We start from the raw sequence: 13,883 nt of genomic DNA, 5'->3' as shown, positions 1-13,883 counted from the left end.
TGTGGTTCGATGGTTGCTGAAGGCCGCCAGCGCATCGACAAATGGCTGTTCTTCTCGCGCGCGGATGAAATCGCGCTCGCTGGCGGCCAAGCTGGTCGTCGCCGGGCGGGTGCGCATCAATCGCGACAAAGCAGCGCAGGCCTCCGATCTGGTCAAGCCGGGCGACGTCCTGACCATCACGCTCGACAGGCGCATCTTCGTCTGGAAGGTGCTCGGCGCCGGTGTGCGGCGCGGCCCGGCAGAGGAAGCCCGCACCCTCTATGAGGACATGTCGCCACCGCCCACACCGAAGGGCGAGGCGCTTCCCGATGCTATTCCGGCACTGCGCGAGGCCGGCAGCGGCCGCCCGACCAAGAGAGAGCGCCGCCAGACCGACCGCCTGCTTGGCGAAGATTGAAGCTTGCTTGCCGGCCAGATCGCGGGCCGCGATCCCAGGGCAATGGCGGGCGCAGGACAGAACGGAACCCGGCAAACAAGACGCTCCCCGGGACATCAGCCGCCCTCGCCGCGCCTACCGCCTGGAATTCCATTCCGCCAACGCCGAAGCTGTCGGGCATGGCAACCCTTGCAAGCGACGGACAAAGGCGTTACCTCACGGAAAAAGCCCAAGAAAACTGGCCCATTAAGCTGGGACGTCCCGGAGCCGATCGATGACCTACGTCGTGACCGACAATTGCATCAAGTGCAAATATATGGACTGCATCGAGGTCTGTCCGGTCGACTGTTTCTACGAAGGCGAGAACATGCTCGTCATCCATCCCGACGAGTGCATCGACTGCGGCGTCTGCGAGCCCGAATGTCCCGCCGACGCGATCAAGCCCGACACCGAGCCGGGCCTCGACAAATGGCTGCAGATCAACACCGAATATGCCGATAAATGGCCCAACATCACCGCCAAGAAGGAGCCGCCGGCAGACGCCAAGACCTTCGACGGCGAGGCCGGCAAGTTCGAGAAATATTTCTCCGCCGAACCCGGCGAGGGCGACTGACAGCGCTACCGTTTCGATCGGTATGACGCGGCGTAAGAGGTATGGCCGATTAACCGCCTTGACAGGCGGAGGTGACCTGTGGCCTTCGCTTATGCAGCAAAACCTTGATTCTTCCGACTTTTTGTGTTACATCAGCGAAACATGCCGGTGACACAACGTCGATTTATGGCGCAGACGCCCCAAATCACTGAAAGGTGAAAATCCCACTCCGGACCAGAGCGATCTGGGCCAGGCGGTCGCAACTCGTGCGGTTTGCCGGTCCCGGCCTTTCCGGTGGGTTCATCTGTTGTGCGGCTAACGATCGGTTTCCCCGATCGCACGAGTTCGGGCCGGCAGGACGCCGGTACCACAACAAGGAGTTCAGGGCGTAATGGCAACGATCACCCCGCAGAAGAAGTCCACTGGTGCGCGTCATGGTTTCAAGACTGGCGAGTACATCGTCTATCCCGCGCACGGCGTTGGCCAGATCGTGTCGATCGACGAGCAGGAAGTGGCTGGTCACAAGCTGGAACTGTTCGTCATCGACTTCCAGAAGGACAAGATGCGCCTGAAGGTGCCGGTCGCCAAGGCGACCTCCATCGGCATGCGCAAGCTGTCGGAAGAGGATTATGTCGAGCGCGCGCTGAAGGTTGTGCAGGGCCGCGCCCGCGTCAAGCGCACCATGTGGTCGCGCCGCGCCCAGGAATATGATGCCAAGATCAATTCCGGCGACCTGATCTCGATCTCGGAAGTCGTGCGCGACCTCTATCGCGCCGACAATCAGCCGGAGCAGTCCTATTCCGAACGTCAGCTCTACGAGGCGGCGCTCGACCGCATGGCTCGCGAAATCGCGGCCGTCAACCGCATGTCGGAAACCGAAGCCGTGCGGCTGATCGAGGTCAACCTCAACAAGGGCCCTAAGCGTGGCGCCAAGGCCGACAATGAGGAAGCCGAGCAGGAAGAAGCTGCCTGATCTCTTTCACTTTTAAGTTCTCGAAAAACCCGGCCTCGCGCCGGGTTTTTTGTTCCTCGAACAATGCAAGGGCCGCGCCTACGCCTGGCCGCCGCCCTCCCTCTCCGCCTCCTGCTTCAGCGTCGCAATAAAACGCTTGGTCCGTTCGCGCTCCGGATTGCCGAACAGTACGGCGGAAGGCCCTTTCTCGACGATGACGCCGGCATCGAGGAACACCGCTTCCTGCGCGATCTTGGAAGCGAGGCGCAGGTCATGCGTCGCCATCACCATGGTGGTGCCTTCACTGGCAAGCTTGCCAAGCACGTCGACCACCTCTTGCGCCAGTTCCGGATCGAGCGCCGAGGTCGGCTCGTCGCACAGCAGCACCTTCGGCGACGGCGCCAAGGCGCGAGCGATCGCCACGCGCTGCTGCTGGCCACCTGACAGCGTCGCCGGCCAGGCATCGGCCTTGTGCGCCATCCCGACCTTTTCCAGCAAAGCGAGCGCCCGCTCGCGCGCCTTCTCAGGCGACCACTTCAGCACTGTCACCAGGCCTTCCATGACATTCTCGATCGCAGTGCGGTGCGGGAACAGCTGGAAATTCTGGAACACCATGCCGGTCTGCAGGCGCACGCGTCTTATGTCTGCCGCCGGGACCTTGATGCCCGGCCGGAACTCGAGCGTCTCGTCGCCGATCCGCACCGTGCCCGAGGTCGGGATCTCCAAGAGGTTGATGCAACGCAAGAGCGTGCTCTTGCCGCCGCCCGAAGGACCGACAAGTGCTGTGACACTGCCTTCGGCGATGGTGACCGTCACGCCCTTCAGCACCAGATTGTCGCCGAAGCGTTTTTCGATGTTGCTGAGGCCGATCATGTGCGTGCCTCCAGAAAGCCGCCATAGCGGTTGAGCCGGGTTTCGAGCCGCGTCTGCAAGGCCGACAGCACCGAGCTCATCGCCAGATAGAGGATCGCCGCTTCGACATAGAGGATCAGCGGCTCATAGGAGGTGGCAACGATGCGCTGCGCCGCCTGGAACATCTCCGGCACGGTGATGGCGGCGGCCAGCGAGGTGTCCTTGACCAGCGAGATGAAGGTGTTGGAGAGCGGCGGCACCGCGACGCGGCCGGCTTGCGGCAGGATGGTGCGCCGCATCGCCTGGCTCCAGGTCATGCCGATCGAATAGGCGGCTTCCCACTGGCCTTTCGGCACCGAGCCGATGGCGGCACGGATGATCTCCGACGTATAGGCGCCGATGTTGAGCGTGAAGCCGATCAGGGCTGCCGTGAAGGCGTCGAGCAGGATGCCGACCGACGGCAGACCGTAGAAGATCAGGAACAGCTGCACCAAAAGCGGCGTGCCGCGGAAGATCCAGACATAGAAGCGCACGAGCGCGACCAGCGGCTTCGGTCCGAACAGCCGGCCGAGTGCTGCCCCCAGGCCAACCGTCAAGCCGAGGACGAAGGACAGCAGCGTCAACGGTACGGTGAAGATCAGAGCGGCCCAGAGCAGCGAAGGCAGCGACTCCAGCATCAGTTGCAGCCAGTGCGGCACGAAAGGCCCTCCAGGATGGATGATCGAAATGCGAATGCGTCAGCCATATCACGACAAAAGCGGCGAGCCATCAAAGATGGCTCGCCGCTGATGCGTTGACGGGGCGGCAACCGGGTCCACCCTCGAAAAAATTACTTCGAAACGTCCTGGCCGAAATAGGTGTCGGCGATCTTCTTGTAGGTGCCGTCGGCCTTGATGTCGGCCAGCGCCTTGTTGATGGCGGCGACCAGTTCCGGATCGCCCTTGCGCACGATGACGCCGGAATAGTCGGCGTTTTCCTCTTGCGCGGCGATCTTCACATTGGCATCGGGCTTGTGCTTCTTGAAATCGAGGAACGACAGGCTGTCATTGATCGTAGCGTCGGCGCGGCCGGTCAAAAGCAGCTGGATCGACTGGTCGAAGCCGTCGGTGCCGACCAGTTCGGCGCCGTTCGTCTCAGCCAGCTTGCCAAAGTTCGAGGTCAGCGACTGCGCCGACTTCTTGCCCTTGAGATCGGCGAACGTCTTGATCTCGGTGTTGTCGCCGCGCACGATCAGCACCGCCTTGGAGGCAATGTAGGGATCGGAAAAGTCGTACTTGGCCTTGCGGGCATCAGTGATGCCGACTTCGTTGATGACGGCGTCATAACGGCTGACGTCGAGGCCGGCGATCAACCCGTCCCATTTGCCTTCGAGGAACTCGACCTTGACGCCAAGCTTGTCGCCGATTGCCTTGGCGATCTCGACATCGAAGCCGACCAGCGCGCCGGAAGCGTCATGATAGGTGAAGGGTGCGTAGGTGCCCTCGGTGCCGACCTTGAGGGTGCCTGCCTGCTTGATCTGATCGAGATTGGCACCAGCATGGCCTGATGTGACCGCCAGGGCCTGCAACGTTCCGGCGACGATAAGCGATTTGAGCCATTTCATTTTTTTGTGATCCCGTCCTTGGCCTATGTCAGGCCTGTTGTGAGGGCTGGAAAATGACAGATGCGGGCCGAAAGAATAAGGAACCAGATTTCAAAAACAAAGAATTTCTGAAACCACATTCTCTAAAAGGGATTCCCTGCAACGTCTGAAGCTCCGGGGAACGATTTCAAAATCGCCCGGACAGCACCGCTTGCTTCCGCGCGCCAGCGGAACCTTTCTCGCGCATGGCAGTTTTGGCTGTTCTAGGGCGCGACCCCGCGATTTCAACCGGCGCCCGGCCAAGTTCGTAACGTCAGTCCTATCGCCTGAGCCAGGGAGCGCCTCATGATGCAAGACACGGCTGGACGGATCATGGTCCGCGCGGCGATGAAGGCGCCCTACCTCGAACGGGACGAGGAGCATCGACTGGCTTTGCTCTGGAAGGAAGACAACGACCAGAACGCACTGCACTGCATCACCGTCGCCCATATGCGGCTGGTCATTTCCATGGCCTCCAAATTCCGTCACTACGGCCTGCCGCTCGGCGACCTGATCCAGGAAGGCCATGTCGGCCTGCTCGAGGCCGCCGCCCGCTTCGAGCCCGAGCGCGAAGTGCGGTTTTCGACCTATGCGACATGGTGGATTCGCGCCTCCATGCAGGACTACATCCTGCGCAACTGGTCGATCGTGCGCGGCGGCACCAGCTCGGCGCAGAAAGCTCTGTTCTTCAACCTGCGACGGTTACGTGCCCGGCTGGCGAACGGCGCGGAGCCGCTTTCCAACACGACCCTCTACCGCGAGGTGTCGGTCGCACTTGGCGTCTCCGAGGCCGATGTGGCGATGATGGATTCGCGGCTGTCGGCGCCTGACTCCTCCCTGAACGCGCCGCTTGCCGATGATGCGGGCGCCACCGAGCGGATGGATTTCCTAGTTTCGGATGAACCCCTGCCCGACGAGATCGTCGGCGACAAGATCGATGTCGCGCGCCGCTCGCTTTGGCTGCGCGAGGCGCTTGGCGCGCTCAACGCGCGTGAACTCAGGATCATCGAAGAACGCCGGCTGAACGACGAGGGCGCCACGCTTGAAGCGCTCGGCGAGACGCTCGGCATTTCCAAGGAACGCGTCCGCCAGATCGAGGCCCGCGCCATGGAAAAGCTCAAGGTCGCACTGGTAAAGCAGAATCCGGAATTTCTGGCGACAGCCGCCTGACCACTCAAAGCACAGGATAAGAGTGCGTTGAAAACTCGTTCCGCTGAGGCGAATGGCGTGGTTTTCGAGAACCGGAGCGGAGTGGACATGAAGTCCATGAGCACCGGAAGCGCAGAAAACCGCGTCAGGCGTCCAGCAGAGTGAGTTTGCGACGGGCTCTTATTTATCCGTAACGATCTTGACCTTATCGCCGGCCGAAACCGCGGCACCCGGCGACAGCGCGTTCAGCACCCGGAACAGGTCGAGCTTGCGATCGACGCCGACCATCTGTGCGGCGAGCGAGCCCATGGTCTGGCCCGGCTGCACGGTGAGGACGCGAATATGCAGCGGCTTCAAAGCCGCCTTTTCTGCGGGGCTCAGGATACGGAACGACCCGCTGACCGAGCGCGCCACCGTCTCCAGCGAGGTGCTGGCTGACGGTGCCGCGGTCAACAGCCGGTAGACCTGGCCGCCGGCACGGATCACCGCGATGTCGAACTGCCAGCCTTCGGCACCGGCATGCGCGGTCGCGGCCTCATTGCCGTTGATGGTTTCCTGCTTGACAGTGCTGTCATCGAGACCGGCCACCCAGCCGCTTCTGATGTAGTCGGTCAAGGGGCGGTTCTTGTCGATCGAAACGCCGTCGAAACGGATCGCTATGTCGCCCGGCCCGGTCGCCGTCACCGCTGCCGCCGAATTGTCGATGATGAAACCGTCCGGCACCGTGAACGACACGCCGAGGCCCGGATGCAGGAAGGTCTCGCCGCGCACATAACCTTCCTCCGGCGTGTCGCCATAGAGCAGGCCGTCAATGCCGGCGAGGAAGGAATCGCGGTCGCGCGTGCCGACGCCGGGCGCGCCGAACTGGCGAGCATGGCGCTGCGCCAGATCGATGCGCTGCGGCGTGTTGGGGTGCGTCGCCAGGAAGTCGAGGCTGGCGTCGGTGGCGCCGCTGATCGAACGGAAATCGGTGTAGGCCGACATCGACTGCAGGAAGCGTCCGGCGGCGTAAGGGTCGTAGCCGGCTTCGCCAATCGACTTGATGCCGATGGCGTCTGCCTCCAACTCCTGGTTGCGCGAAAACTGCGCCAGCCGAAGCTTGCCGCGGATCAGAGCCGCCTTGGCGGTCGGGCTGTCGCCCAGCACATCAGAGACCACCTTGGTCGCCAGGCCTTCCTCGGCCTCCAACTGCTGGCGCTGCAGGCCGTGATTGGCGGTGACGTGGCCCATCTCATGCGCGATGACGGCGGCAAGTTCGGACGAATCATTGGCCAGCGCCAGCAGGCCGCGCGTGATGTAGAGATAGCCGCCCGGCAGCGCGAAGGCGTTGACGTTGGGCGAATTGAGGATGGTGATGCGGTAGGTCTGGGTCGGGTTCGCCGACACCACAGTCAGATTGCCGACGACCTTGGCCACCATTCGCTCGAGCTTGGGATCGGAATATTCGCCGCCATAGGTGGCCAGGATGCGCGGATGCTGCGCCTTGGCCAACTCCGCAAGCTTGTTGTTGGCGCCGACATTGTCGACCGTGATCGGCTTGTCGGAAGGCTGGAAACCGGATTCCTGGACTGCCGGGGGCGTGAACATCTGGCAGCTTGCCAAGGCCACGGCAAAGCCGGCCAGCGCCAGAAAGCGCGCCAGCGGATTCATTCTTAGCCTGTTAACGCCGATCGCCAGAACGGCTTCCTTTCGGGTCCCGGCGCATGACGACGACGATCGGGGGCGATCTTCGAAGAGTGTCACGCGCTACTTCAAACTGCTACAGCATCCGTCGCACGTCCCTCAGGGCGGACGGCGGATGCTGTAGGCAAATCACGGCGTGTGCCGGACCGGTATTCAGCGGACCTAGCCACACTACTCCAGTCATGGCAAGCAAGCGCCATATCGCCTCGGACCGGTTTGGGCGTAAATTATGTCCGCTTCCGGGCAATATCTCGTGATCCAGTCGTCTGGATGCTTGTGCCAACATAGCGTCGGAAAGCCTCCGGACCAGCCCCGGCAAAGAAATCGTCCGCCGTGCCGGTGGCAGCGACGGCGCCATTGTCCAGGAACACCACATTCTGGCCGATACGGCGGGCATCCTCCGGCTGGTGCGTGACGAACAGCACCGTCATGCCGCGCTCGGCATGGAGGCCGGCAACCAGGTCGAGCATGTCGTCGCGCAACGCAGGCCCGAGCGAAGCAAAGGGCTCGTCGAGCAGAAGCACCGGGCGATCGCGCACCAGCACGCGCGCCAGGGCAACGCGCTGACGCTCGCCGCCGGACAGTTCGCGCGGCAGGCGTTTTTCCTTGCCGGCAAGGCCGGTGCGCGCAAGCGCCTCGGCGATGGCGATTCGATCGGTCTCGGTCAGTCGCAGCGATGGCGAGCGGCCAAGCCCGACATTCTGCTCGACGGAAAGATGGGCGAAAAGGTTGTTCTCCTGGAACACCATCGACACCGGCCGCGCGGCCGGCGGCGCGGCGCCGACATCGGCCTCGCCGATCAGCACGCGGCCGGACTGTGGCGTCTCGAAGCCGGCAACAAGGTTGAGCAGCGTCGACTTGCCCGAGCCGCTCGGCCCCATGATGGCGGTGATTTTTGCGGCAGTGAACTCGACATCGAAGGCAAGCGATACCTCGCCATAGCTGAACAAGACCTTGTCCAGCCGCACCGGAACGCCTTTCCTGCCCGTCGCCCCGTCAGACATTGCGGACCTTTTCCCTTCCCAGCCAGTCCGCTGCCAGCACCAAGGCGAGGCAGACCAGGCCAAGCAGGAGTGCGAGGCCGGCGGCGTCCTCGGTGCGGTAGCTGCCCATGCGCGCCAGCAGAAGGTAGGGCAAGGTCTGCACGGAATCACTGCCGAACAGCGCGATGACGCCGAGATCGCCCAGCGACAATGCCATGGCGAAAGCAAAGGCGGTGGCGAGCGGACGCCGCAATGACGGCCAGTCGATCAGCCGCAGCCTGGCCCAGCCGGAGATACCCAGCTGCGCGCATAGCCGTTCATGACGCTCGCTCGCCGCATCATAGGCGGGACGCACGGCGCGCAGCGCGAAAGGCATGGCCATGACCGCATTGACGGTGACGACCATGACCGGGGCGATGGCGAAGACGTCGACGCCATGGCGCAGCAGCAGGAACCAGCCGGCGCCGATGACGATCGGTGGCACGACCAGGACAAAACCGGCGCCGGTATCGGCGGCATGTTCGAGCAGCGTCTTTGGACTGGTGCCGCGGCTCAGTGCCAGCGCCCGCCGCGCCATGGTCAATGCCAGTGACAGCATCACCGAAAGCAGCGCCGACAGGAAGGCGAGCATCGCACTGGTCAGTATCGCCTGCCGGACCGTGGTCTCGCCGGCGAGCCGGCCGAGATCGGCCCCCAACCCGGCCATCACCGTGGCCGCCATTGGTCCGACAACGAACAGCACCGCCAGAGTGATGAGCATGGCGTTGAACAGGGTTTCGGTGCCAACGACTGACAGATAGCGGCGCTGCGCCACCGGCAGATTGGCGTCGCCAACGACATTGACGCCAAGCCGCGTCAGCGCCAGCACCACCAGAAAGGTCAAGGCGATCTGCAGTAACGTCAGCGTCACCGCCCGCGCCGGATCGAAATCGAATCGCAGCGCCTGGTAGATGCCGACCTCCAGCGTCGTCGCGGCCGGTCCGCCGCCAAGCGTCAGCACGATGGTGAACGAGGTGATGCAGAGCATGAAGACAAGGCCGGCGACACCGGGCAGAGCGGCGCGCAGCGTCGGCCATTCGATCAGCCGGAACGCCGGCCGCGCCCCCATGCCGAGTTGGCTCGCCAGCCGCCATTGGTCCGCGGGGATGGTCTGCAGCGCCTCGAGGAACAGCCGGACGCTGAGCGACAGGTTGAAGAAGACATGGGCGACCAGAATGCCGGACAGGCCGTAAATGCCTGGCCAGCCCTGACCGCCAACCGCGCTGAACAGGCCGGCGAAATAGCCGGCGCGGCCGTAGAGCGCCAGGATGCCAAGCGCCGCGACGATCGCCGGCAGCGCCAAAGGCACGGCAAAGAGCTGCAGGATGAAGGCGCGGCCGAAGAAGCGCGGATGCCGCGACAGGGCACGCGCCACGAACAGAGCAGGGATGACCGAGAGCAGGGTCGAGAGTGCGGCTTGCCAGAGTGTGAAGCGGACGACACGCAGCAGGTAGGGATCGAAGGCCGCCCAGGCGCCTGAGAAATCATGGGCGCCTTCGACAAGCAGCCCGGCAAACGCGCCGCCGATCAACAGGGTGATCGCGGCAAGCGCGACAATGCCGGCGGTGACGCGGGGGTCAGACGCGCGCCTTCCACCCTCCCCCTTGCGGGGAGGGTCGGAACGCGGATGCCGCGAAGCGGTGTCCGCGAGCCGGGGTGGGGGTGAGGCAGTGCTCAGCGTCGCAGCCCCCACCCCGCTCCGCTTCGCGGATCGACCCTCCCCACAAGGGGGAGGGTGAGAAGCGCGCTCATTTGCTCATCACCGCCAGCCATTCATCGACCCAGGCCTTGCGATTGGCGGCAACCTCCTCGGGGCTGAACAGCAAGGTCTTTGTCGGTTTGACCAGTTTGTCGAAGGCCGGGTTGAGCGGCTTGTCGGTCTTGCCTGCCGGGAACATCCAGTTGGTCTCCGGGATGGCGTCCTGGAATTTCGGTCCGGTCATGAAGGCCATGAACTTTTCCGCCAGCGGGTTCTTGGCCCCCGTGGTGGTGATTCCCGCGACCTCGATCTGCAGATATTCGCCCTCTTCAAAGGAAGCCGCCTGGTAGCGCTCGGTGTTCTCTGCAACCATGTGATAGGCCGGCGACGTCGTGTAGGACAGCACCATCGGCGCCTCGCCCTTGGTGAACAGGCCATAGGCCTCGCTCCAGCCCGGCGTCACGGTCAGCACCTTCGCCTTGAGCTTGGCCCAGGCTTCCGGCGCCTTGTCACCATAGACCGACTTCACCCACAACAGCAGGCCGAGGCCTGGCGTCGAGGTGCGTGGATCCTGGATGACGATCTTGTCGTCGGCGCTACCCTCGACCAGCTCCTTCAGGCTTTTGGGCGGCGTCTTCAGCTTTTCCGTGTCATAGACGACGGCGAAATAGCCGTAGTCAAAGGGAACAAACGTGTCGTCGGTCCAGCCGCCCGGCACGTTGATATCGCTCACCGCGCCATGGGGGGCAAACAGGCTCGAGGCCTTGGCATCGGCGGTAAGATTGGTGTCGAGGCCGAGCACGATATCGGCCTTGGTCGACGCCCCTTCGAGCTTGACGCGGTTGAGCAGGGCGACGCCATCGGCGACCGAGACGAACTCGACATCGCAGCCGCATTCGGCCTCGAATTCCTTCTTCACCACCGGGCCTGGACCCCAGTCGGCGGTGAAGCTCTCATAGGTGTAGACGGTGAGCTTGTCCTTGGCCAAGGCCGGCCCGGACAGCGCCACAATCATGGCTGAGACAAGAGCGTATAAAAGCGTGCGCATCGGCGCCTCCTTCGTTCGAATTAAAAGGAATTGAGGCGTCGGACTGTCCGAAACGTCTAATCCCTCCGCCGGTACAAACCGGATCAGGTTCAGCGGGTTGGCGAGATTGCCTCTCAGCCGGTCCGCGAAGATCGCAGCCGGCACCCCGTTAGAGCGTTTCGACACATAGGCCCGGCCGACGAACCGCGCAAGTGGCAGTTTGCCGGCCTTCCGTTTCCGCTGCCGGGCTGGTACAGGCCACCAGATATGAGCACATTCACCATCCTGCTTGGCGGCGATCTCATCCGCACGCCCCGGCTCGACCGCCAGGTCGAAGGCTCGCGCGTCATCGCCGCCGACGCCGGCATCGGCCATGCGCGGCTGCTCGGCCTTGTGCCTGAACTGTGGGTGGGTGATTTCGATTCGGTGCCGGCCAATCTTCCTGACGACCTTGCTTCGGTGCCCCGCCAGACCTTTCCGGCTGAGAAGGACAAGACCGACGGCGAACTGGCGATCGCCGCAGCCCTCGAGCGCGGCGCGACCCGCCTTGTGCTAGCGGGCGCCTTCGGCGGCAAGCGCGCCGACCACGCTTTCCTGCATCTGGCACTCGCCCTGCGGCTGGCCGAGGCCGGGACCAAGGTGCTGCTGACCAGCGGCGCCCAGGAAGGTGTCCCCTTGCTGCACGAAAAGGCCGACTTCGACTATGCCGACGGCACGCTGTTTTCGATCCTCGGCTTTTCCGAACTTGCCGGCCTGACCGTTTCTGGCGCCAAATGGCCGCTGAACCAGGTCGAGGTGGCCTTCGGCTCGTCCCTGACCATCTCCAACGAGGTCAAGTTCGACAAGACCGGGGGCCGCCTCGAAATCGCGCTCGGCCACGGCCGCGCACTGCTGCTCGCGCATCCGTATCCACTACCTGAAAGCTGACATGGCCCCGCCCCTTCTCAATCTCGACGGGATAAAACTGACCTTTGGCGGCACGCCGCTGCTCGATGGCGCAGCCTTGACCGCTTCGGCCGGCGACAAGATCGCGCTGGTCGGCCGCAATGGCTCCGGCAAGTCGACGCTGCTCAAGATCGCCGCCGGCCTGATCGAACCGCAGGATGGCGAGGTCTTCCGCCAGCCCTCGGCGACTGTCCGCTATCTGCCGCAGATGCCCGACATGGAGGGCTTTGCCACCGTGCGCGCCTATGTCGAGGCCGGGCTCGGGCCCGCCGACGATCCCTACCGCGCCAGCTATCTGATGGAGCATCTCGGCTTGTCGGGCGAAGAGCGGCCTAACGATCTGTCCGGCGGCGAGGCGAGGCGTGCAGCGCTTGCCCGCGTCATGGCGCCGGAGCCGGACATCCTGCTGCTCGATGAGCCGACTAACCATCTTGACCTATCTGTCATCGAATGGCTGGAGGAGGAGCTCGTCCGCACCTCCTCGGCGCTCATCGTCATCTCGCACGACCGCCGCTTTCTCGAGCGCGTGTCGCGCGCCACCGTCTGGCTCGATCGTGGCCAGACCCGCCGCCTGGACAAGGGTTTTGGCCATTTCGAGGAATGGCGCGACCTGGTTCTCGAAGAGGAAGAGCGCGAGCAGCACAAGCTCGGCCGCCAGATCGTGCGTGAAGAGCACTGGCTGCGCTACGGCGTGACGGCACGGCGCAAACGCAACATGCGCCGGTTGGGCGAGTTGCAGACCATGCGCCAGCGTTTCCGCGGCCATCGCGGCGCCGAAGGGACTGCGACCATGGTGGCGAGCGACGCCGCCGAATCCGGCAAGCTGGTGATCGAAGCGAAGAACATCGAGAAGAGCTTTGGCGACCTCACCGTGGTCAAAGGCTTCTCGACCCGCATCCAGCGCGGTGACCGCGTCGGCCTCGTCGGCCCGAACGGCGCCGGCAAGACCACGCTTTTGAAGATGCTGACCGGCGAATTGGCACCGGATGCCGGTTCGATCAGGCTCGGCACCAATCTGGAGATCGCCACGCTCGACCAGAAGCGCGAGGCGGTCGACCCGCAAGAGACCCTGGCGCAGTATCTCACCGACGGGCGTGGCGAAAACCTCGTCATCAATGGCGAGCAGCGCCATGTCGTCTCCTATATGAAGGATTTCCTGTTCAAGCCGGAGCAGGCGCGCACCCCGGTGCGCGAGCTGTCCGGCGGCGAACGGGCGCGGCTGATCCTGGCGCGCGTGCTGGCGCGGCCGGCGAACCTTCTGGTGCTCGATGAGCCGACCAACGATCTCGACATGGAGACGCTGGAACTTCTGCAGGAACTGGTCGCCGGCTTTGCCGGCACCGTCATCCTGGTCAGCCACGATCGTGACTTTCTCGACCGCACGGTGACCAGCCTGATCGCACCGGACGGCGACGGGCGCTGGATCGAATATGCCGGCGGCTATTCCGACATGCTGGCGCAGCGCGGCGGCACCCGGCTCGACGACCGCAAGGCGCGCGCCAAGGCCGAAGCCGGCGATGCGCCGACGCCCGGCAGGAGCGAGCCAGCGGCCCCAAAAGGCCCGGCGAAAAAACTGTCGTTCAAGCAGAAATTCGCCCTGGAGTCCTTGCCGAAGAAGATCGAGGCGGTAACCGCGTCGATCTCGCGGCTGGAGAACAACATCGCCGACCCGGCTTATTACGAGCGCGATCCGGCCTCGTTCCAGAAGACCATCGCCGCCCTCGACAAGGAGCGCGCGACGCTGGCAGCGCTCGAGGAAGAATGGCTGGAACTGGAGATGCTGCGGGAAGAGATGGAGGGGTGAGGAGCGTTCGGCCGTAGGCCGATTAGTCGACAACGATTTGTCGATTGAAGCGACGAACGGTGAAGCCCGGTTCGCCTTCGGGCGAATAGAAAAGGTCCAGTGGACCTTTCTAAGGGATTGAACGCCCGAAGGGCAGGGAGCCATAGCGGAGGGCCGGGCGC

Annotated in this window: 12 protein-coding genes, 1 pseudogene and 1 riboswitch; of the genes and pseudogenes, 6 read left to right on the top strand and 7 right to left on the bottom strand. The window is 63.8% G+C overall.

The window, feature by feature from the left end; genetic code table 11:
- The first annotated feature begins 9 nt into the window (after positions 1 to 9).
- The 3 genes and pseudogenes from DBIPINDM_RS20195 (at position 10) to DBIPINDM_RS20185 (ending at position 1,941) form a co-directional block, all read left to right on the top strand.
- A pseudogene (locus tag DBIPINDM_RS20195) lies at positions 10 to 397 on the top strand (RNA-binding S4 domain-containing protein).
- A gap of 253 nt (positions 398 to 650) precedes the next feature.
- Complete coding sequence (gene fdxA, locus DBIPINDM_RS20190; RefSeq protein ID WP_095201183.1) at positions 651 to 989, top strand: ferredoxin FdxA; 339 nt, start codon at positions 651 to 653, stop codon at positions 987 to 989.
- A gap of 370 nt (positions 990 to 1,359) precedes the next feature.
- The gene (locus DBIPINDM_RS20185) at positions 1,360 to 1,941 is read left to right on the top strand and encodes a CarD family transcriptional regulator (protein WP_010911999.1); all 582 of its coding nucleotides are present in this window, start codon (positions 1,360 to 1,362) and stop codon (positions 1,939 to 1,941) included.
- Between the two features lie 78 nt (positions 1,942 to 2,019).
- Here DBIPINDM_RS20185 and DBIPINDM_RS20180 read toward each other — a convergent pair whose 3' ends face one another.
- The 3 genes from DBIPINDM_RS20180 to DBIPINDM_RS20170 all read right to left on the bottom strand — a co-directional run bounded on the left by DBIPINDM_RS20180 (position 2,020) and on the right by DBIPINDM_RS20170 (position 4,375).
- Positions 2,020 to 2,793: an amino acid ABC transporter ATP-binding protein gene (locus DBIPINDM_RS20180; protein ID WP_258588870.1), complete on the bottom strand. Its 774-nt coding sequence runs from the start codon at positions 2,791 to 2,793 to the stop codon at positions 2,020 to 2,022.
- Entirely contained in the window at positions 2,790 to 3,470 is a 681-nt protein-coding gene (locus DBIPINDM_RS20175; protein ID WP_258588869.1) for an amino acid ABC transporter permease, read from the bottom strand. Before DBIPINDM_RS20175 ends, DBIPINDM_RS20180 begins: the two co-directional genes overlap by 4 nt.
- A 131-nt stretch (positions 3,471 to 3,601) precedes the next feature.
- Positions 3,602 to 4,375, bottom strand: coding sequence for an amino acid ABC transporter substrate-binding protein (locus tag DBIPINDM_RS20170; RefSeq protein ID WP_258588868.1), 774 nt, complete (start codon positions 4,373 to 4,375; stop codon positions 3,602 to 3,604).
- 324 nt (positions 4,376 to 4,699) lie between these two features.
- Here DBIPINDM_RS20170 and DBIPINDM_RS20165 point away from each other — a divergent pair, with 324 nt between their 5' ends.
- Positions 4,700 to 5,563 (top strand): RNA polymerase factor sigma-32, encoded by an 864-nt coding sequence (locus DBIPINDM_RS20165; protein ID WP_258588867.1) that lies wholly within the window; start codon positions 4,700 to 4,702, stop codon positions 5,561 to 5,563.
- A gap of 159 nt (positions 5,564 to 5,722) precedes the next feature.
- On the opposite strand, the gene DBIPINDM_RS20160 is transcribed toward DBIPINDM_RS20165, so the two are convergent.
- From DBIPINDM_RS20160 to thiB, 4 genes are all read right to left on the bottom strand, one after another.
- A complete protein-coding gene (locus tag DBIPINDM_RS20160) occupies positions 5,723 to 7,192 on the bottom strand; it encodes a M48 family metalloprotease (RefSeq protein WP_258588866.1) in 1,470 nt (489 codons plus the stop codon).
- 260 nt (positions 7,193 to 7,452) lie between these two features.
- Positions 7,453 to 8,229, bottom strand: a complete 777-nt coding sequence (gene thiQ, locus DBIPINDM_RS20155; protein WP_258588865.1) for a thiamine ABC transporter ATP-binding protein — start codon at positions 8,227 to 8,229, stop codon at positions 7,453 to 7,455.
- Complete coding sequence (thiP, locus tag DBIPINDM_RS20150; protein ID WP_258589306.1) at positions 8,222 to 9,805, bottom strand: thiamine/thiamine pyrophosphate ABC transporter permease; 1,584 nt, start codon at positions 9,803 to 9,805, stop codon at positions 8,222 to 8,224. The genes thiQ and thiP overlap by 8 nt, the downstream gene beginning before the upstream one ends.
- A 190-nt stretch (positions 9,806 to 9,995) precedes the next feature.
- Entirely contained in the window at positions 9,996 to 10,994 is a 999-nt protein-coding gene (thiB, locus tag DBIPINDM_RS20145) for a thiamine ABC transporter substrate binding subunit (protein ID WP_258588864.1), read from the bottom strand.
- A gap of 43 nt (positions 10,995 to 11,037) precedes the next feature.
- A riboswitch (TPP riboswitch) is annotated at positions 11,038 to 11,152 on the bottom strand.
- 88 nt (positions 11,153 to 11,240) lie between these two features.
- On the opposite strand from thiB, the gene DBIPINDM_RS20140 reads away from it, so the two are divergent.
- Both DBIPINDM_RS20140 and DBIPINDM_RS20135 read left to right on the top strand, forming a co-directional pair.
- Complete coding sequence (locus DBIPINDM_RS20140) at positions 11,241 to 11,900, top strand: thiamine diphosphokinase (RefSeq protein WP_258588863.1); 660 nt, start codon at positions 11,241 to 11,243, stop codon at positions 11,898 to 11,900.
- 1 nt (position 11,901) lies between these two features.
- Entirely contained in the window at positions 11,902 to 13,722 is a 1,821-nt protein-coding gene (locus DBIPINDM_RS20135; RefSeq protein WP_258588862.1) for an ABC-F family ATP-binding cassette domain-containing protein, read from the top strand.
- The last annotated feature ends 161 nt before the right edge of the window (positions 13,723 to 13,883 follow it).

The sequence above is a fragment of the Mesorhizobium sp. AR02 genome (assembly GCF_024746835.1).
Lineage (GTDB): Bacteria > Pseudomonadota > Alphaproteobacteria > Rhizobiales > Rhizobiaceae > Mesorhizobium.
This window is presented reverse-complemented; position numbering and strand designations above follow the sequence as displayed.